General features: G+C 45.2%; 23 protein-coding genes. All 23 read right to left on the bottom strand.

The features are described 5' to 3' along the window. Positions 1-104 precede the first annotated feature (104 nt). Positions 105-644 (bottom strand): rRNA maturation RNase YbeY, encoded by a 540-nt coding sequence (gene ybeY, locus ACFBZI_RS07400; RefSeq protein WP_375715742.1) that lies wholly within the window; start codon positions 642-644, stop codon positions 105-107. Positions 645-648: 4 nt separating this feature from the next. Beyond that, a complete protein-coding gene (locus ACFBZI_RS07405) occupies positions 649-1,695 on the bottom strand; it encodes a PhoH family protein (RefSeq protein WP_375715743.1) in 1,047 nt (348 codons plus the stop codon). Positions 1,696-2,069: 374 nt separating this feature from the next. Beyond that, positions 2,070-3,416: an acetyl-CoA carboxylase biotin carboxylase subunit gene (gene accC / locus ACFBZI_RS07410; RefSeq protein WP_375715744.1), complete on the bottom strand. Its 1,347-nt coding sequence runs from the start codon at positions 3,414-3,416 to the stop codon at positions 2,070-2,072. A 12-nt stretch (positions 3,417-3,428) separates the two neighbouring features. Continuing rightward, entirely contained in the window at positions 3,429-3,857 is a 429-nt protein-coding gene (gene accB / locus ACFBZI_RS07415) for an acetyl-CoA carboxylase biotin carboxyl carrier protein (protein ID WP_375715745.1), read from the bottom strand. 243 nt (positions 3,858-4,100) lie between these two features. Further along, positions 4,101-4,736, bottom strand: coding sequence for an LOG family protein (locus ACFBZI_RS07420; protein WP_375715746.1), 636 nt, complete (start codon positions 4,734-4,736; stop codon positions 4,101-4,103). Between the two features lie 33 nt (positions 4,737-4,769). Continuing rightward, positions 4,770-5,993: a ribonuclease D gene (locus tag ACFBZI_RS07425; RefSeq protein WP_375715747.1), complete on the bottom strand. Its 1,224-nt coding sequence runs from the start codon at positions 5,991-5,993 to the stop codon at positions 4,770-4,772. Positions 5,994-6,007: 14 nt separating this feature from the next. Then, positions 6,008-6,601 carry a recombination mediator RecR gene (gene recR, locus ACFBZI_RS07430; RefSeq protein ID WP_375715748.1) on the bottom strand — a complete coding sequence of 198 codons (594 nt, stop codon included), beginning with the start codon at positions 6,599-6,601 and terminating at the stop codon, positions 6,008-6,010. Positions 6,602-6,604: 3 nt separating this feature from the next. Next, positions 6,605-6,937: a YbaB/EbfC family nucleoid-associated protein gene (locus tag ACFBZI_RS07435; RefSeq protein WP_375715749.1), complete on the bottom strand. Its 333-nt coding sequence runs from the start codon at positions 6,935-6,937 to the stop codon at positions 6,605-6,607. A gap of 212 nt (positions 6,938-7,149) precedes the next feature. Continuing rightward, positions 7,150-9,426: a class 1a ribonucleoside-diphosphate reductase subunit alpha gene (gene nrdA, locus ACFBZI_RS07440; RefSeq protein WP_375715750.1), complete on the bottom strand. Its 2,277-nt coding sequence runs from the start codon at positions 9,424-9,426 to the stop codon at positions 7,150-7,152. 511 nt (positions 9,427-9,937) lie between these two features. Further along, positions 9,938-10,891: a 23S rRNA pseudouridine(2605) synthase RluB gene (gene rluB / locus ACFBZI_RS07445; protein WP_375715751.1), complete on the bottom strand. Its 954-nt coding sequence runs from the start codon at positions 10,889-10,891 to the stop codon at positions 9,938-9,940. 193 nt (positions 10,892-11,084) lie between these two features. After that, the gene (scpB, locus tag ACFBZI_RS07450; protein WP_375715752.1) at positions 11,085-11,651 is read right to left on the bottom strand and encodes an SMC-Scp complex subunit ScpB; all 567 of its coding nucleotides are present in this window, start codon (positions 11,649-11,651) and stop codon (positions 11,085-11,087) included. Positions 11,652-11,732: 81 nt separating this feature from the next. Next, positions 11,733-12,635: a segregation and condensation protein A gene (locus ACFBZI_RS07455; RefSeq protein ID WP_375715753.1), complete on the bottom strand. Its 903-nt coding sequence runs from the start codon at positions 12,633-12,635 to the stop codon at positions 11,733-11,735. A 24-nt stretch (positions 12,636-12,659) separates the two neighbouring features. Next, a complete protein-coding gene (gene trpS / locus ACFBZI_RS07460; RefSeq protein ID WP_375715754.1) occupies positions 12,660-13,718 on the bottom strand; it encodes a tryptophan--tRNA ligase in 1,059 nt (352 codons plus the stop codon). Positions 13,719-13,875: 157 nt separating this feature from the next. Further along, the gene (gene trpC / locus ACFBZI_RS07465; RefSeq protein WP_375715755.1) at positions 13,876-14,700 is read right to left on the bottom strand and encodes an indole-3-glycerol phosphate synthase TrpC; all 825 of its coding nucleotides are present in this window, start codon (positions 14,698-14,700) and stop codon (positions 13,876-13,878) included. 18 nt (positions 14,701-14,718) lie between these two features. Beyond that, a complete protein-coding gene (gene trpD, locus ACFBZI_RS07470; RefSeq protein WP_375715756.1) occupies positions 14,719-15,822 on the bottom strand; it encodes an anthranilate phosphoribosyltransferase in 1,104 nt (367 codons plus the stop codon). Between the two features lie 207 nt (positions 15,823-16,029). Beyond that, the gene (locus ACFBZI_RS07475) at positions 16,030-16,653 is read right to left on the bottom strand and encodes an anthranilate synthase component II (protein ID WP_375715757.1); all 624 of its coding nucleotides are present in this window, start codon (positions 16,651-16,653) and stop codon (positions 16,030-16,032) included. A 110-nt stretch (positions 16,654-16,763) separates the two neighbouring features. Beyond that, positions 16,764-16,931, bottom strand: a complete 168-nt coding sequence (locus ACFBZI_RS07480; RefSeq protein WP_375714461.1) for a helix-turn-helix transcriptional regulator — start codon at positions 16,929-16,931, stop codon at positions 16,764-16,766. Beyond that, positions 16,928-17,284, bottom strand: coding sequence for a septal ring lytic transglycosylase RlpA family protein (locus tag ACFBZI_RS07485; protein WP_375714460.1), 357 nt, complete (start codon positions 17,282-17,284; stop codon positions 16,928-16,930). The genes ACFBZI_RS07480 and ACFBZI_RS07485 overlap by 4 nt, the downstream gene beginning before the upstream one ends. A 200-nt stretch (positions 17,285-17,484) precedes the next feature. Beyond that, positions 17,485-17,943, bottom strand: coding sequence for a phosphoribosyl-ATP pyrophosphohydrolase (locus ACFBZI_RS07490; protein WP_375714459.1), 459 nt, complete (start codon positions 17,941-17,943; stop codon positions 17,485-17,487). A 16-nt stretch (positions 17,944-17,959) separates the two neighbouring features. Continuing rightward, a complete protein-coding gene (locus ACFBZI_RS07495; RefSeq protein WP_375714458.1) occupies positions 17,960-18,385 on the bottom strand; it encodes a hypothetical protein in 426 nt (141 codons plus the stop codon). A 112-nt stretch (positions 18,386-18,497) separates the two neighbouring features. Next, on the bottom strand, positions 18,498-18,731 hold the full coding sequence (locus tag ACFBZI_RS07500) for a hypothetical protein (protein ID WP_375714457.1): 234 nt from the start codon (positions 18,729-18,731) through the stop codon (positions 18,498-18,500). Beyond that, complete coding sequence (locus ACFBZI_RS07505; RefSeq protein WP_375714456.1) at positions 18,728-19,273, bottom strand: hypothetical protein; 546 nt, start codon at positions 19,271-19,273, stop codon at positions 18,728-18,730. Before ACFBZI_RS07505 ends, ACFBZI_RS07500 begins: the two co-directional genes overlap by 4 nt. Continuing rightward, positions 19,270-19,680, bottom strand: a complete 411-nt coding sequence (locus ACFBZI_RS07510; RefSeq protein ID WP_375714455.1) for a hypothetical protein — start codon at positions 19,678-19,680, stop codon at positions 19,270-19,272. The genes ACFBZI_RS07505 and ACFBZI_RS07510 overlap by 4 nt, the downstream gene beginning before the upstream one ends. Positions 19,681-19,840: the final 160 nt, after the last annotated feature.

Below are 19,840 nucleotides of genomic sequence, written 5' to 3' on the forward strand. Positions count from 1 at the left end.
GGGCAGTTTTTATCAGTAAATGAAGATAATATAAAGTAAACCCAAGGTGATTGATTGACAGTTTTACCAATCAATCACATGTAAGTTAATCGCTTGGATTTTACTTATTGATACGGATTGTCAAATCCCAACGCTGCCAAAATCTCAATCTCAAAACCTTCCATCTCATCGGCATCGTCATCGCTGATCTCGTGATCAAAGCCCAACAGATGCAAAATGCCATGAATGATCAAATGCGTCAAATGTGCCTGAAAACTTTTGTGCTGCGTGGCGGCTTCATTGACCACGACATCATGGCACAGTATCAGCTCACCCATCTCAATCTCGTCCATCACCGCCAGCACTTCATCAGGCAGACCGCTAGGGTAGGACAGCACATTGGTGGCATAGTCCTTGCCACGAGCTTGCAGATTGAGCGTACGACCTTCATCGGCATCAACAATATAAATGCTCAAGGCTTTGGGCTTGTGCCAATAATCACAAGCATTGGCAAAATAAGCAAAATCAACGCCAGTGGCCAGCTTATCGTCCATCAGTGATAGGGTGGTGTCAAAAATCTGCTCAATGTCCAAGGCTTGATAAATGGGTGGTATGGTCGGCTCAAGCGTTTCGGCAAAGCCCAGATAAATTGGATTACGGCTCATCGTGTTATTCCTTGGCTGCCAGGCTTTCTGCTAGGCGTTGGGCTTTTCGCTCGGCGGCCAGTGCTGCCTGTGCTTCATCAAAAGCATCATAGGCTTGGACGATTTTTTGTACCAAATGATGCCGCACCACATCTTGACTGTCAAAGCGTGTGATGTGAATTTCATCAATTTTTGATAGGATTTGCAACGCTTGAGCTAGCCCAGACTTATGTCCCCGTGGTAAATCCACCTGTGTCATATCGCCAGTAATCACCGCACGAGAGCCAAAGCCTAGGCGAGTTAGGAACATTTTCATCTGTTCAGGTGTGGTGTTTTGTGCTTCATCAAGAATCACAAACGAATTATTCAGCGTCCGCCCACGCATATAGGCCAAGGGAGCGACTTCGATAATTTGCCGTTCAAGCAATTTACCAACCTTTTCAAAGCCAAGCATTTCGTACAACGCATCGTACAATGGGCGTAAATAAGGGTCGATTTTTTGGGTCAAATCCCCCGGTAAAAAGCCCAATTTTTCGCCAGCTTCCACCGCAGGACGCACCAATAAGATTCGCTCAATCTCACCACGCTCAAGCATATCCACCGCACACGCCACCGCCAAATAAGTCTTGCCAGTGCCTGCTGGACCGACGCCAAACGACACATCGGAGATTAGGATTTTTTTGACATATTGTTGTTGGTTATGACCCCGTGGCGTGATTTTGCCTTTGCGAGTGCGTAGTGAAATGTCGGCAAATGTAGGGCTGGACGGCTTGTCGTGCGGATTTACCGAAGTGGTTTCGCCCCCACGAGCAAGGCTGGATTGGATAATCAAATGCAAATCTTCGCCGCTGATGTCGTCTTGCTCGCAGGCAAGCTCGGCCAGCTTTTGTAGCACCAGTTCGGTGCGTTCGACTGGAGTCAGCTCGCCGCTGATGATAAATTGGTCTTGGCGGTGAATGATTTGTACTTCTAATCGTTCTTGGATATATTTGATGTGTTTATTGTATTCACCCAGTAGTGTGCGTAACTGATGCGTATTAATGGGCAAAGAAATGGTGCGAGTCATGCTCACTGCGTTATCCTTTTGACAAACCTTTGAAACAAAAACTGAAACTAAACTTAAACTGCCCATGATATTGGGGCTTTTTGTGATAATTCAATATCAGGCTTTGTATCTTTCATAAAAATCTCTTTAATAAACTGCATTCAACAAATTCAAAAAACTGTATTTATCAAAACAGTGAACAATTTCAAAAAACTGTATTTATCAAAACAGTGAACAATCACCAAGCCCAAAATGATTAAAATGCAATGACCAATAATCATTTAACAATTCACCCAAAAATTGCAAAAAAACAGCTCAAACGCACAAGCGTCCAAGCTGCTGGAGAAAAACGCCAAATTCAATCAAGTTGAATCAAATTTAATCGAATCAATTTCATCAAATCAAGAAGGGTCTTTTAGCATATGACCTTCAAGGTAGTGAATGTTTTGGGCTTCTTCGCAGAATTTCTCATCTTTTAAAATCACATCACGATGCAGCGGAATGTTGGTTTTTACCCCTTCAATAATCAGCTCGTCCAAGGCGTGCAAAGTTTTGGCAATCGCTTGACGGCGTGTCTGGGCGTGGCAGATCAATTTGCCAATCAGCGAATCATAATAGCTGGGAATGGTGTAGCCTTGGTACAGATGCGAATCAAAGCGAATGCCTGAGCCGCTGGGCGTAAATAACTGCTGGATTTTGCCCGGTGATGGCATAAAGGTCTTAGGATCTTCGGCATTGATACGGCATTCGATGGCATGACCGCGAATGGTGATTTCGTCTTGATGGTAAGACAGACCATAACCTGCGGCGATTTTTAGCTGCTCAACGACCACATCGATGCCTGTAATCATCTCGGTAACTGGGTGTTCAACTTGCACACGAGTATTCATCTCGATGAAGAAAAATTCGCCATCTTCGTACAAAAATTCAAAAGTACCTGCACCACGATAGCCGATTTGCTCACAGGCACGGACGCAGGCTTGTAAGATTGGCGTGCGTACATCGTCTGGAATGTCTGGTGCTGGGGCTTCTTCTAGAACCTTTTGGTGGCGGCGTTGTAGCGAGCAATCACGGTCAAATAAGTGCAAAGCATTGCCATTGCCATCACCGAGTACTTGCACTTCGACATGGCGGGGGTTTTTCAAAAACCGTTCCATATAAACCGTGTCATCACCAAAGGCACTTTGGGCTTCGGTTTTGGCAGCTTGAACTTGGTTGAGCAGCTCTTCAAAGCGTTCAACCACACGCATACCACGACCGCCGCCGCCTGCTGCCGCTTTGACAATCAAAGGAAAGCCAATTTTGCGAGCTTGCTCTTCGGCATTATGTAGGGTTACTGCTCCCACAGAACCCGGCACGGTGGGTACGCCAGCTTCTTTCATGGCATTGATGGCGGAAACTTTATTGCCCATCAGGCGGATATGTTCAGGCAAGGGGCCAACAAAAGTAAGGCCAGCTTCTTCGACACGCTCGGCGAATTTGGCATTTTCGGACAAAAAACCATAGCCAGGGTGAATGGCGTCGGCACCTGTAATTTCGGCAGCTGCCAGTAGGGCGTTAATGTCCAAATAGCTTTGAGACGAAGGGGCATTGCCGATACACACCGCTTCATCGACAAAACGCAAATGCATCAAATCCTTATCAGCGGTTGAGTATACACCGACTGTCGAGATGCCCAACTGCTTACACGCACGCACGATACGCAAGGCAATTTCACCACGGTTGGCAATGAGTAGTTTTTTAATCATGGGGCATTCCTGTTAGGCTTTGTAGCGAATGACAGGCTGACCAAATTCAACCACTTCGGCATTGCTGACCAAAATCTCTTCGATAATGCCGCTTTGGGTGGCTTCTAGTGGGTTCATAATTTTCATGGCTTCGATGATGCCAAGCGTATCGCCAGCTTCAACTTTTTGACCGACTTTGACAAATGGCGGATCATTTGGGCTAGGTGCTGAATAAAACACTCCAACCATTGGCGAAGTCTCAACCTTGCCGCTCGGCGTCTTGGCAGCAGGTGCGGCGGTGGCAGCAGGTGCGGCGACTGCGGCAGCTTGTGGTACAGCGACCGTCTGAACGGCGGTGTTTCTGGTTAGGCTGATGTATTTGTCATCATAACCATATTCCAAATTTAATAGATCTTTTTCTTCCATCAGATCCACAAGTTCACGAATTTTTTTGATGTCCATCAGCATCACCTTTGAGTTAAGTTGTTCAATTAAGTTATTCAATCGGGCTTATTGGGCGACAAGCTCCAATATCGGCTAAATGAAAAATCAGGCTGGGTTATTATCAGTTATCAACTTCAACAGCCAACCGTTCAAAATTTATTTATATAGTGTACATTCGTTTTATTTTATTGCAAGTGTTTTTTGTAATATTTTGGTACAAATTTTTTGCATCAGCCGTTTTTTGGGTAATTTTGGGCGGTTTTAGGTGAATTTTGGCACTTGATAAGTGTCATCATCGCCCATCCAGTCGGGTTTGACCCATTTTTGCGATTCGACAAAGTGATAATTTGCCATCTTGGTCAATAGCTCATCGACGGTGTCGGCAACACACACCAAATCCACATTGGCAGCTGGCATAAAGCCTGTATCGGCAGCTTGTTTTAATAACTGCAAAAATGGCTCAAAAAAGCCGTCAATGTTAAGCACGCCAATCGGCTTGGTGTGGCGGCGTAGCTGTGCTAGCGAAATCACTTCAAACAGCTCTTCATAAGTGCCAATGCCACCGGGTAAAGCAATAAAAGCATCGCCAAGCTCAATCATCTTAAGCTTACGGCTCGCCATATCATCGGTAATAATCAATTCGCTCAAATGCTGATGGGCAACTTCTTTGTCTTTTAAAAATTTGGGAATGATGCCAATGCTGTCGCCACCATGAGCGATGACGCTGTCAGCCACTGTCCCCATCAACCCAACATTGCCGCCGCCATAGACCAGCGTTAGGCTGTGCTTGGCAAGTGTTTCGCCCAATTGCTGGGCGGCGTGATGATAGGCAGGCGTGTTACCAAAATTTGAACCGCAATACACAACCACATTTGTAAATTTTTCTTGATAGTTCATAATTTTCCCATGATTTTTGTGGCAATGGCGACTTTACTCGGTCATTGATGTGTTTAATACTTCTAAAATATGCTCTTTGAATGGTAATAGTGCAGGAATGATGCCATCAACCACCAAAGATTGACGATAGCCCAAAAGTTCAGGCGGTAGGGTGTTAATATCGCCATCATGAGCTACCAGTAATAGCAGCTCATTTATCCAGCGATTTTTGAGTAACAAATTGGCAGGAATCTGATGCTCAAGGCTGTATGTGTCAATGGCGGCGTCCAGCTCATTTTTAAAAGGTTTGGCTTTGCTGTGATAAGTCGGTGGTGGCAAAGGCGGCAGCGTGTCTGGGTTGCTGCTTTTGACTTGGCGAATGATACGCACAATCTCATCGCCGTAGCGTCTGAGTGTGGCACGGTTGATGGTGGTGCGTGCCAGCATTTTGATGCTGTCGGGCATTTCTTGGACAATTTCACGCAAGGCTTGCTTACCGATGATAAAGCTCTTTGGCTCGTTGGTGGCTCGTGCCAGTGCTTCGCGCCAAGCGGCAAGCTGTTGCAGCACACCAATTTGCTGACGATTATAAATCGGTGCTAACAAATCCAAATACAGTGTATCATCAGGTTGGTTTTGGATATTGTGTAACTCTTTTGCATAATGGTTGCTGTCTTCATAGACGCAAGCGACAATCTTGCGACGCTCAAGCTCATCATGCACCGCATCGCATAAAGCCAGTAAATACCGCACATCGTTGGCGGCGTAAATCTCTTGCTCGTGCGACAAAGGGCGTGCCAGCCAGTCGCTTTGGCTTTCGCCTTTATCCACATGAATGTCCAGCATCTCGCTCAACGCTTGACTGTAACCTGCTTGTAATTTGCCTGACAGATACGCCACACCCAGCTGCACATCAAAGACATTGGTCAAAGGTGGACATTTGGCAAGCAGATAAAAAATGCTCAAATCTTCACCGCAGGCATACCAAATCATGGTCGGCACTTCGATGAGTGCTTGCCAAAACTCAGTCAAATCCAAGCGTGGGGCATCGACCAAATAAATCGCACGCCCTGTATTGACCTGCACCAACGCCAAAATGGGATAATAAGTGGTGCGTTTGATAAACTCGGTGTCCAAGGCGACTTTATCGATGCTGTCAATTTCATCAATCAGTTCATACAGTTCATCTTCGTTACGCACCCAAACGGTCGGCAAATCATCGGCTGCCGCTTGGTCGATGTGAAGTTTTGGAAAATGAAAATCGGCTGTGGTGGTCATAGTTGTATTAAAATTTATAAAGTGCCACGATTTTGTAGGGCTTGGTGCAAGGTGATGCTATCGACATATTCCAGCTCGCCACCCATCGGAATGCCTTGAGCCAGACGAGTGATTTTTTTGGCATAGGCTTGGGCGGCATCGTGGATAAAAAACGCCGTGGTTTGCCCTTCGACGGTTGAGCCTGTGGCGAGAATCAACTCATCAATCGGCTGATTTTTGATGCGTTCAATCAACTCATGAATGTGCAAATCGTCAGCATTGATGCCATCGATGGGCGACAAATGCCCACCCAACACAAAATATTTGCCACGATAAGCACCGCTTTGCTCAATTGCCATTACATCGGCGGCACTTTCAACCACGCAAATCGTGCCATCGTCTCGGCGTGGGTCGGCACAAATGGGGCAAATCTCGCCATCGCTAAACGAGTGGCAATGTGAGCATTCGATAATGTCTTTCATGGCACTGTCCAATGCCAATGCCAGCGAAATGCCTTGATTGCGTTTTTTGCTTAGCAAATGCAATGCCATGCGTTGAGCGGACTTTTGCCCAACGCTGGGCAGGATTTGCAGTTCTTTAATCAGTCGATCAAGTTTTGGGGTCAGCATGACTTAGCCGAACAAGCCTTTCATGCTCGGTGGCAGACCCATGCCAGTGGTCGCACCAGCCATCACTTCTTCGTGCAGCTCGTCAGCTTGGCGTACGGCATCGTTAATGGCGGCGGCGACCAAATCTTCGATCATGTCAGGCTCATCACCCATTAAGCTTGGGTCAATGGATAGGCGTTTGACCACATGGCGGCCAGTCATGGTAACTTTGACCAAGCCGTTGCCTGCTTCGCCTTGCACTTCTTTGGTGGCAAGGCTGGCTTTGGCAGCTTCGACATTTTTTTCAACTTGCTTTTGCATGGCTTGAGCTTGTTGCATCAGGGCTTGAATATTCATCGTAAATTCCTAAAACAATCAATAAAAATCATCAATAAATTCAAAAATAACTGCCATTATAGCACAAAATCTAAGGGGATAAAAATGCAAAAATTTGGCATCTTTAAGGTAAATTCAAAGATGCCAAATTTATCTGCGGTGCAATCAATTTATCATTAATAAACCAATGATAAAAATAAATTTACCGATTAATCATTGATTTGTCCGACAAATCACAGTTTGCAAGCACCGCCTGCACAGCCATCATCAAGGTCGCTGTGAGTGTCGTTAGCCCCATCACGAGTGTTGTGATAATATAAGGTTTTGACGCCAAATTTATAAGCGGTCAGCAAATCTTGGATTAAGATTTTCATTGGTACTTTGCTGCCTTCAAACTTGGCAGGATCGTAGTTGGTGTTGGCGGAGATGCTTTGGTCGATGAATTTTTGCATAATGCCGACCAGTTTGAGATAGCCGCTATTATCAGGAATATCCCACAGTAATTCATATTGACTTGCCAGACGCTCAATTTCAGGCACGACTTGTTTTAAGATACCATCTTTTGATGCTTTGATGGACACCAAACCCCGTGGTGGCTCGATGCCATTGGTGGCATTGGCAATTTGTGAGCTGGTCTCAGATGGCATTAGAGCCGACAGCGTCGAGTTACGCAGACCGTGTGTTTTGATGTCGTGGCGTAAACCTTCCCAATCTAGGTGTAAAGGCTCGGTGCAAATGCCGTCCAAATCAGACTTATAGGTATCAATCGGCAAAACGCCTTGGCTATAAGTGGTTTGGTCAAAGTACGGACACGCCCCTTGTTCTTTGGCGAGTTTGTTAGATGCTTTCAACAGATAATATTGCAATGCTTCAAAAGTGCGATGCGTCAGACCCAACGCCGCTGCATCTGAATAGCGAGTGCCATTTTTTGCCAAATAATAGGCATAATTAATCACGCCCACGCCCAAAGTGCGGCGGTTCATGCTGCCTTGTTTGGCGGCGGCGACAGGGTAGTCTTGATAATCCAAGAGAGCGTCCAAAGCACGGACAATCAGTTCGGCAGGCTCTTCAATGTCAGACAGCGATTGGATTTTGCCAAGGTTAATCGCTGATAGCGTACAAAGGGCGATTTCGCCTTTTTCGTCATTGATGTTGTCCAGTGGTGTGGTCGGCAGGGCAATTTCCATGCACAAATTGGACTGGCGAATCGGTGCAACCGATGGGTCAAATGGGCTGTGCGTGTTGCAATGATCGACATTTTGGACATAAATGCGGCCAGTGCTGGCTCGTTCTTGTAGCATTAGGCTGAACAATTCACGGGCGGCAACTGTGCGTTTTCTGACATTGGGATCGGCTTCGTATTGGGTGTATAAGCGTTCAAATTCGGCTTGATCGGCAAAGAATGCTTCGTACAGCCCCGGCACATCTGATGGTGAAAATAAGGTAATGTTCGTGCCTTTAATTAAGCGTGTGTACATGGTTTTGTTAATCTGTACACCATAATCCATATGACGCACACGGTTATCTTCAACACCACGGTTGTTTTTTAATACCAAAAGGCTTTCGATTTCCAGATGCCAAATTGGATAAAACAAAGTTGCAGCACCGCCACGCACGCCACCTTGTGAGCAGGATTTGACCGCCGCTTGAAACATTTTAAAAAACGGAATGCAGCCTGTGTGCTGAGCTTCACCGCCACGAATTGGACTACCCAAGGCACGAATCGCACCAGCATTGACACCGATGCCAGCACGCTGTGAGACATAGCGGACGATGGCAGAAGTGGTGGCGTTGATGCTGTCTAGGCTGTCGCCGCACTCAATCAGCACGCATGAGCTAAATTGGCGTGTTGGCGTGCGGACGCCTGACATAATCGGCGTTGGCAGTGAGATATAAAAATTGGAAGTGGCATCATAAAAACGCTTGATGTAGTCTAGGCGTTCGGCTTTGTCATAATTGGCAAATAAGCACATACCAACCAGCATGTACAAAAATTGTGGGCTTTCATAGACACGCTTGCTAACTCGGTCTTGCACCAGATATTTGCCAAGCATCTGCTCAACGGCAGCATACGCCAAATTCATATCACGATTGTGATCGATGTGGTTGTTTAATTGCTCAAATTCATCAATGCTATAATCGTTTAAAATGTGTTTGTCGTATTTGTTTTGGGCGGTGAGATTTTTGACATGCTCGTACAAATGCGGTGGCTCAAAATCTCCATAAGCAATCTTGCGTAGGTGAAAAATCGCCAAGCGAGCTGCTAAATATTGATAATCTGGCGTGTCTTCTGAAATCAAATCTGCCGCTGCTTTGATGATGGTTTCGTGAATGTCGCAAGTACGAATGCCATCATAAAATTGAATGTGTGATTTTAGCTCAACTTGAGAAACAGACACATTGTTTAGCCCATCAGCCGCCCAGTTGATGACACGGTGAATTTTTTCCAGATCGATGGGTTCGGACCTGCCATCACGCTTGATGACTTTGATTTTATCAATGTGCGTCATTGTTGCTCCTAAGTTACTTACACGCTCGTGCAGCTTGGTGATTTTTACCAAGTGGATAATAAGTGGATAATTTTAAAGTGTTTTTTTGGGCTAAGATAAGCAAAAATCCGTATGGTGTGTCGTGATAAAAATTAACACCATATCTAGTGCACGAGTATTTTTCAGGCAACAATATATCCTATTTTTGATAAAAATAAAAGATTGCCAAAATACAAAAAATGTGCTTTGGTCGCCCAAAATTTGCCAAAAAACAACCAAAGCCAATGATATCAATGGCTTAGCGTAACAAAATTTTTTCCAAAATTTTTGTAACCAAAAGCCGACAAAAACCCATGGGTAGCCCATGGATAAATTTAAGTCAAAACACTGTTAAAAACGATTAATTTGACCCAATTGCATTATGATAAAATGTCTAAAATTTAATCAAATACCATCAGTGGTAGTGTTAGATAAAAAATCAGCCATCGTTTGACGGCTGATTTTATCACGCAGTATTATTTAATATAACTAATCAAATTTTGGTAAATTTGGCAGTTTTTAGATTGGGCGTGCGTGCTTTGTGGGTGTCTCGGCGTTCTTCACGGCGTTCGTACGCTTCGTGCTTTTTGCGGCGGACTTCTCGAGATTTGAGCGGTTTTTTGTGAATGCGTGCTTGCTTTTCTTTGGCGGCGGTATTTAGCCCAGTGCCTTGACGCTGACGCAGACCGACCGACTCGACCAGTTTGCCGATGTCTTTGGCATCAAGCTCAATAAAGCGGCCTGTACGCAGCTCTTTGGGTAAGCTGACGGTGCTATAGCGAGTGCGAATCAGGCGAGAGACCTTGAGTTCTTGGCTTTCGAACATGCGGCGAACTTCACGCTTACGGCCTTCTTTGATGGTAACATGATACCATTTGTTCACGCCCAAGCCGCCGCCTTCTTTGATGTCGTCAAATTTTGCCATGCCGTCTTCAAGCACCACGCCACGAGTTAAGGCACTGGCAATCTGTGGCGTCACTTCGCCCAGCACACGCACGGCATATTCACGTACCACTTCGCTAGATGGGTGCATCAAGCGGTATGCCAGCTCGCCATCGTTGGTGAACAGCAGCAGGCCTGATGAGTTGATGTCAAGACGACCAACCATCACCCAGCGATCGCCAGTGAGCTTTGGCAAGCGATCAAAAACCGTTGGGCGACCTTCAGGATCGTGAGCTGAGCAAATCTCGCCTTCAGGCTTATAATAGGCGATGACACGGCGGCGTTTTTCACGCTCGGCCTTTAGGCGTACCAGTCTGCCATCGATGCGGATCTCATCGGTCAATAACGCACGATCGCCCAAGGTGGCGACTGTGCCATTGATGGAGATGCGGCCAGATTTGATGATTTCTTCAAGTCCACGGCGTGAGCCAAGACCTAGGCGTGCCAAGAGTTTTTGTAGTTTTTCACCAACGGGTTTGTCGGTGGTGTCGTGCTGTTCGTGCATAAGTTGTCCTGATGGGTGGAATTTAACATTTCTCAATGTGTCAAAGCAATTTGCAGTTTGTAGTTATGAAATTGCAAACTTGCCATCATACGCCATTTGGGTAATTTTGGCAAGTAAAATGTAAGAAATTTTAAAAGTAGCTGCAGTGAATTAACCTGATTGGCTCGGCTGGCTTTGGCTTGACAGTTTTGGTTTATTGCAGTGGTTTTAGCCGTTCCAAATCTGGCAAAGGCGGCAAATCATCTAGGCTATCCAAACCAAAAGCGTCCAAAAATACCTTGGTGGTGCAGAGCAGTGCAGGGCGACCTAAGGTGTCTTTGTGGCCATTTTCGGCAATCCAGCCCTTATCAAACAGCTGCCGCAGAATGTTACTTGAAACGGTAACGCCACGCACCTGCTCAATGTCTGAGCGAGTGACAGGCTGCTTGTAGGCGATGACGCTCAAGGTCTCAAGCAGTGCTTGGCTTAGATTTTCAAGCCGCTCAGGAAAAACTTGCTGAATCAGTCCGCTGTAATTGTCTTTGATTTGCAAGCGATAGCCACTGGCGGTTTTATTAAGCGTCAGCACGCCATGACTGAGCCGTTCTTGTAGTACTGCTAATGCAGCATTTAACTCTTGATTGCCAATCATCAGGTGCTTTTTGAGATCGTTATCGGTCAAGGGCGTTTCGCTGGCGTGTAGCAGTACTTCAATATAACGGCTGAAAGTTTCGGCCTTTTTGTGGGCTTGCAAAAATTCTGGTTTGTTATTTTGACTCATATCGGTGCGTGATTCAATTAAAAAATAGGCTAGGGCGGACAATGGTTTATTTTTATAAAAAAAATTAATTAATTAATAATATCAATGCAACCAGTGTAAATTTTGTTGCGTCAAATTATGCCCATAATAATGTGTGGTGGTTTTGGCTTGGTTTTTGCGTTTTGGCAAATTGGCATCTTCTTCAATCAATGCCACTTCAGGCTCACTAAAGCCGATAAAGCCACGCTTAATCAGTTCAAGTACCGCCACAAAACTGACGACAATGCCGATTTTGCCTTGGGATTTGTCAATCAAATCAGCAAAACTGCTGACACCTTTTTGGCTCAAAATGCGTGTAATGGTCGCAATGCGTTCAGGCAGTGGCACGCTGTCAGCTTGCACGGTGTGCGATGCTGTGGCAGGGCGAATTTGCATATTGACCAAGCTATTGACCAAGATTTGTGGCGAATAATTGGGCAATTCTCGCTGCATCGCTTCGGCACTGGGCATGCTGGCAAATGCCAAAAACACATCACGCTCCAACCGCAAAAGCCCATCGATGCGTTGGGCAGCTTCTTTGATTTGGGCATATTCTTCCAAGCGTTGGATAAGCCGTGCCTTGGGACTGGTTTCGTCATCGCCAATCTGCGGCTGTGGCAACAACAGCTCTGATTTGATGGCGATTAAGGTACTTGCCATCAGCAGATAATCGCCTGCCAGCTCAAAATATTCTTCGTCCAAATCGTGAATATACCGCAAATATTGCTCAGTGATGGGCAAAATGGCGGTTTCGGTGAGATCAAAATTGTTTTTTTTGACCAAATAAAGCAAAAAATCCAAGGGGCCAGCAAATTGCTCAAGCCAAATGGCAAACGCTTGTGGCGGAATGTACAAATCTTCAGGCAAATTTAGCACTGGCGTATCAAAAATTCGTACGCCAGTTGCAGTTGTTGCCTGCTCGTTTTGCTCATTGCCAAGCGTATTTTGCACGCTGTGATTTATCATAAATTATCAACCACAAATGGCGGCTTATTTTAGCTTGGCAAGCGGCTTGATGCCAATGGCACGGCGTGTTTTATCAAGCTGCTTTTGGGCGGTGCGACGTGCTTTGGCTGCACCCATTTGTAAGATTTCTTCAAGCTCTTTGGGGTTTTTCATCAGCTCTAGATAACGCTGGCGATATGGTGCGATTTCGCTGTTGATTTTTTCAAACAAAATCTCTTTGGCTTCGCCCCAGCCGATACCACGGCGATAATGTGCTGCCAAGGCTTCGATTTCGTCAGTGGTAGCAAAAGCACGATAAATCTCAAAAATCGTACAATCGTCAGGGTTTTTTGGCTCTTCTGGCAGTTGTGAGTTGGTAACAATCTGCATGATGGCTTTACGCAGGGCTTTTTCAGGGTCGATTTGCGGATTGCCGTCACCAAACAGCGGAATGGTGTTGCCATAGCTTTTTGACATTTTGCGACCGTCCAAGCCTGTCAAAAGCGGTGTATTTTCATCAACCACGGCATTAGGTTCTTTAAATATTTCTTTGTATTTAAAATTAAAAGTACCAGCAATATCACGAGCCATCTCGATGTGCTGAATTTGGTCTTTGCCCACAGGCACATGGGTGGCGTTAAACATTAAAATATCTGCCGCCATCAGCACGGGATAGCCAAACAACCCCATGCTGATGCCATAATCAGGGTCGGTGTCTGCCTTAGCAAGGTTTTGATCGACAGCGGCTTTGTAGGCGTGGGCGCGATTCATCAAACCCTTGGCACAAGAGCAGTTGAGTATCCATGCCAGCTCTGGAATCTCTGGAATGTCCGATTGGCGATAAAAAGTCACTTTTTCAGGGTCCAAGCCGCAAGCAATCCAAGTGGCAGCGATGGCATGGGTTGAGCGGTGAATTTCGCTGGGGTCAAAGCATTTGATAATCCCATGATAATCCGCCAAAAAGAAAAAAGCATCGCCATCACCTTGGGCAAAGGCGGCATTAGCAGATGCGATGGCAGGGCGAATTGAGCCAACATAATTGCCCAAATGCGGAATACCTGTGGTGGTAATGCCAGTTAAAATGCGTTTTTTATCATCACTCATGCGATTTCTCTTAAAATTTTATTAAAAATCTATAAAAACAAAGCCATAAAATTAATTAAAAAAATCAATTAAAATGCCAAAAATATTTGATAGTTTAAAATGCTTTATGGCTAAATTTGTGGCTAACATTGTGAAATTTTACCAGTCAAATTTATCATCAAATGCTGGCAAGCAAATGCTCAAGGGCTTGTCCAGCGTTATCGGTTTTCATAAACTGCTCACCGATTAAGAAATGATGGATTTGATTGGCTTGCATCAGCTGAATGTCGGCAGCGTTATTTAGACCGCTTTCGCTGACCACCAAGGCATCATCGCCCAGCTCGGCAAATAACTGCTGGCATAGGCGAATGCTGTGTGCCAAATCCACTTTAAAGGTGTTTAAATCACGGTTGTTGATGCCGTAAATATTATGGGTGGATTTTGGCAGTTGTAAGGCACGGTTTAGCTCGTGTTCGGTATGAATTTCGATCAAAACATCTAAGCCAAGCTCGATGGCAACTTGATGCAAGTGCTTTACCGTCTTATCATCTAGGCATGCCATGATGAGCAAAATGCAGTCAGAACCGATGGCTTTGGCTTCGATGATTTGGTATTCATCAACCATAAAATCCTTGCGTAGCACAGGCAAACTCACCGCAGAGCGAGCCGCCACCAAATAATCATCATGACCCAAAAAATAATCTTTATCGGTCAGCACCGACAAGCAGGTCGCCCCAGCGTTTTGATAGCCTTGGGCGGCTGTTACGGGGTCGAAGTTTTGGCAAATGATGCCTTTTGATGGCGATGCTTTTTTGATTTCGGCAATGACACCGATTTTGCCAGCTTGATAATCCACAGCACGCAAGGCATTGGCAAAACCCCGTGGCGTTTGGGCATCGGCTAGGGCTTGCAGCTCATTGATACTGCGGACAGCTTTGGCAGCGGCCACTTCTTGGTGCTTGGTGGCGACGATTTTTTGTAAGATACTGGGTGTGTTGGTCATGGCGTTCATTGGGTAAATTTAGACAGATTGGGCGACGGATTGGGTGAATTGAGCAAAGGCATCAAGTTTATCCAAGGCAGCACGGCTGGTCAAGATTTCTTGGGCGATTTTGACACCTTGGGCGTGGCTGTCTGCCAGTCCTGAAACATAGATGGCAGCACCTGCATTGATGGCAATCATTTGCCGTGCCTTGATGGTGATGGGGCTGTTATCCGTACCGCCTAAGGCTTGCTTGATAATTTCAAGGCTTTGGGCAGATGATTCGACATGAAGTCCCTGCAGCGTCTGCGACTGTATGCCCAAATCTTCAGGTTGGCTAATGTAGGTACGCACTTGACCGTCTTTGAGTTCGGCGACATGCGTGCCTGTGGCTAGGCTAAACTCGTCCAAGCCGTCTTGGGAGTGAACCACCATCACATGCGTCATGCCCAATTTGGCAAAAACATCTGCCAACGGCTGGCACAGCTCAGGGCTAAACACACCAATCACCGCACGCTTGACTTTGGCAGGGTTGGTCAAAGGCCCTAAAATATTAAAAATGGTACGCACTTTTAGCAGGCGACGCACGCCAATGGCATGACGCATGGCAGGGTGATGATTGGGTGCAAATAAAAAGCCAATGCCCAGCTGATTGATGGCGTCCACGGTATGTGCTTTATCAATATCCAAACGCACGCCAGCCATACTCAGCACATCAGATGAGCCTGAAGTGGTGGATACGCCACGGTTGCCGTGCTTGGCGATGCTCACGCCTGCCGCTGCTGCCACAAACGCAGAAGCGGTAGAGACATTGAACAGATTTGAGCCATCACCACCAGTACCAACAATATCCACCGCATTGGCACAGTCAAGCTCAACCGTATCGGCAAGCTCAAGCATGGTTTTGGCACAGGTGCTGATTTCGTTGATCGATTCGCCTTTTTGACGCAAAGCAATCAAAATCGCCCCCATTAGAGCATCGGGGCAGCGGCCTTGCATGATGATAAGCATCACTTCACGCATCTGCTCATCGGTCAGCTCAATGTGCTTAAGCAATTTGCCAAGTGCATCGGTCAAGATGGCATGAATGGCAGCATCGTCCATGCTGGCAATATGTTCGGGGGTTTTTGGTGTGTTTGTCATGACAAAACCATTATTTATTTAATGATAAATTTAAAAAATTTAATAAATTGGCAAGTGAATCGGTTGGCAATAAATTGGTAAAATTAAAAAATCTGATTAAAACTTCTAAAATTTGATAAGTATAACTAAAATCAAATATCAAAATTTTTATCAATTAAGCCAATCAGCCAATCGCTCAATTAAGCAAATTTTGGCAAATCTGCCGATTTATGCCACTTCTGGCAACTCGTGATTTTCCAAAACCGCCAAATTGCAACGCTTTAAAAAGTTATTAAACAGCTGATAACCATGATTACTCAAAATCGATTCTGGGTGAAATTGCACGCCTTCAATGTCTAGCGTTTTGTGGCGAACGCCCATGATTTCTTGCATTGTGCCATCGGCGTTATTCGTCCATGCGGTGATTTCCAGGCAGTCTGGCAAAGTCGCCTTGTCAATCACCAAAGAATGATAGCGAGTGGCAACGAAGGGATTTGGCAAATCGCTAAACACACCTTGTCCAGTGTGGTAAATGTCCGACAGGCGGCCGTGCATCACTTCGCCAGCACGCACCACTTGACCGCCAAACGCCTGCCCAATGGCTTGATGACCCAGGCACACACCCAAAATGGGGATTTTACCAGCCAGCTTTTCCAAAATCTCAAGCGTAACGCCAGCTTCGGTGGGGCTGCAGGGGCCGGGGCCGATGACGATGGCTTTGGGGGCAAGCTCGATAATTTCATCAAGCGTGGTGGCGTTGTTGCGTTTGACGACAATATCTTGCTTTAATTCACCAAAATATTGAACAATGTTATAAGTAAAACTACAAAAATTATCTATCATTAAAATCATTCTAAACATATCCCTTTGATTTCATTGGATTTTTGGTTAGTTGAGTGTAAACTGTACTCAACATTGCACTCAAAAACAAAAAGCACGCCCAAATTGAGCGTGCTTGTTCGTTAGTTTTGTTCAATGAATTGTTTAACATTATTTTCTAACCAATATGGATATGGGTCATGCCCATCAGCTTTAGGTATTTTACCAGCTTTCCGCCATCTGTCAAATGTTGAGCGATGTTTTCCTAACAAATGACAAAATTCAATAATTCTAATGCGTCTTTGTATCATCTCACCACCTTTATCGTAACCCCAACTTTACCCTGCCCAAGCGGTGCAATTTTGGCAAATGCCGCTTTGGACAAATCTACACTTACGCCATATTTGCCAAATCCGCCACGGTCATTGACACGGCAGATGACCGATTTGCCATTGGCGGTGTTGGTTACTTTGAGCCGTGTGCCAAACTTGTGTGAATTGCTCGCACAAGTTAAGGCGTTTTGGTTAAATCGCTCACCGCTTGCCGTCTTGCAACCATGGAATTTATCGGCGTAGTAGGTAGCGGTGTTGGCTCGTGCTTCACCGATAATAACCGCCAAAGCAAACAAAACCACGGCTATATATAATATAGTACTGTCTTTCATTGCAAATTTTCCAATTCATCAAGGATATAATTTAACGCATCTAAAAAGCCGTGTTCATAACTGCCGTGAGCGACTTTTTGCAGGTTGCCAGCGTGCGACTTATACTCTGTAATAAGTGTCGCCCATTCATTCGATATTTGTTTAGCGTGGCTTTGGTTATCTGACCTTTTTTGATTGTATTAACCCACTGGTCATAATAATCAACAAACTTCATCACCCATCACCCCAACCAATTTCTGCAACTTCGGCGGTTCATAATCCGCCCCTTTCTTAATCTTGCCGTTGTTGTCAAACACTGGCTTACCGTTTTCAAACTTTGACCAGTTCGAGCGATTGACTTCAGCCAGTGCGGACTCAATATCAAAGCCCATCATATGAGCCACGCCAACCGCTGTTACGATTTGGTCGCACAGAGCATCAAGTAGCTCAACTTCATTTACATTGTTAAAAAATTCTTTAACAGCATCGCCAGAAGTTTCTGTATCAATGCTTTTGAACTCTTCGGCAATATCCATCAATTCAGCTATACCATCGTCAGGCTGTAGAGCTTGGGTCATCTCATAGACTTCTTCAAAATGACAACCCATCTGCACCAGCCGATCGGCATCGGTGGGATTGGGTTTTGCGGTTTCAAACCAGCGTTTAATCTGTTTAATCATAAATTACTCCTTAAAATTAAGTTCTCACTCGTGCATAGCTGTGGTAAGTATCGCAAATCACGCCTTTATGCTCCGCCCCCACTTGCTTGCAATAGTGATGGATAATATCGCCCAAATCAGCAAGCGTGCAATTGACTTCTAAGTCAGATATATCAAGCGGTTTTCTATCTTTGGCGGTGTCTGCTGGCAGATAGATATACATTGAGATTAAAAATCGTCGCTCTTGATTGATGGGGATTTTTGCCATATCGATATTGCCAACATATTTACATCTGCTAAACAGTTCGGCTGCGGTGTAGCCGTTGAGATTAAACTGCCAGTAGCCACAAAATTCCGTGCCGTTTTGCTTTTGCAATTTGCGTTCATACTGCATTTGACCAATTTTGGCTTGGGCGATGCGTTTATTTTTCTTAATGATGGCTCGTTTGCGTTTTGGGTTCATACTCGATTACCTTCGCTGTCGATGGTTTGCCATTCAAGTATCCAATTGTTTTTTAAAAATTCTAACAATTCGGCTTGATTGACAATATAGTAATAATAAAATCGTGTGCTTATCATGGGATTTTTCCGCCATAAAACAGCTCAGCAACTAACTCACAATGTATTCTAAAGGCGTGTTCTTGTGCTGCTAGCTGGCTTTCAAAGTCTTGCAAAATAGGGCGTTTGCCGTCTTCAATGAAAAATAAGCGGTGTTTGTTGTATTCAGGACGCACCACAAATTTGGCATTCACGCTGCTTGCCACAAAAACCCTGCCATCTGTCGATGACCAAATCAACTCTTTAATCATAAGTTTTCCGCCATTTGTTTGTATTTTTCGGCAATTCTATCCAGCTCGCTTTGTGGGTATCGCTTGGTTGCATCGCTGGCATTTTTAAGCTCAATTAATCTGTCGATACGCTCTTTGCCAAGTTTATTCTCAAGCCACCGCCCAGCTTCTGGAATGTCTTTTTGAAACCAAAACACATGACAGTTGTAGCACAAGGCAAGGGCATTATCAGCATCAAATCTGATATTGTAATAACGACGGCTAAAATGATGACTGCACTGTAAGCCTTGTGAGTTCGGCTCATATCGCTTACCGCAACGCTCACAGCAGTAGTTGGCACGCTTGCGGATATAATTGCTAAACGCTGCATCGGCATTTGAGCGTGTAAAGCCTTGGCTTGCATCTTTATCTTCTTTGCTGTGCTTTTTGATATGGCTGACGGTATCGCTTAATAAGTCATACAGTGCTGTTTGCTTGTATTTTTTGGCATCACGCCGCCAAGTATTGATTTCATTGATGAGTTTGGCGGTGGGACTGATTGGGTTTAGGGTAATGACGGTCATGATTTCACCTTTGGCTGTGGGTAGTAAAGCATACCAAAACGCACGGCACGCAATTTATCAAGTATCGCAGGGACATAATCAGCGTGGACTTCAGACATCACGGCGATTTGTCCGATATTTAAGCCGGTGCGGTTGCTCTCTAGTACCGCTTTGACTTTTTTCTCAGTGGGTGTTAATCGGATTTCAACTTTTTTGGGTGGCTCTGCTGGTTCGTTTTGTGGCTCGGCTTGCCAGTCATCGACGATTAAGCCCAATTTTTTGCAGTGCTTTTCAATCGTTCTAAAACTTTTTTTATCGCCAAAAAATAAATTAAAAATCTCGGTGCAGTCTTGCACGCTTTTAAATCTTTTGAAATGACTGACCAGCCAGCTTTGCCGCTTGGTATTCATAAATGTGGATTCGGTCATGTTTTCACCTGCTAAATTGATATTAAAAAAGCTCGTATCGTGAGCCAGCCGATGATTGCCCAGTCAAATGGTCTAATCTGTCAATCATTGCTGATGTTATAGCCCCCACATGTTGGGCAATGACCGCCACCGTCAGCTGGGCGTGTCATTTTTTCGCTTA

Origin of the sequence: Moraxella marmotae (assembly GCF_042219885.1) — a bacterium.
GTDB lineage: Bacteria > Pseudomonadota > Gammaproteobacteria > Pseudomonadales > Moraxellaceae > Moraxella > Moraxella marmotae.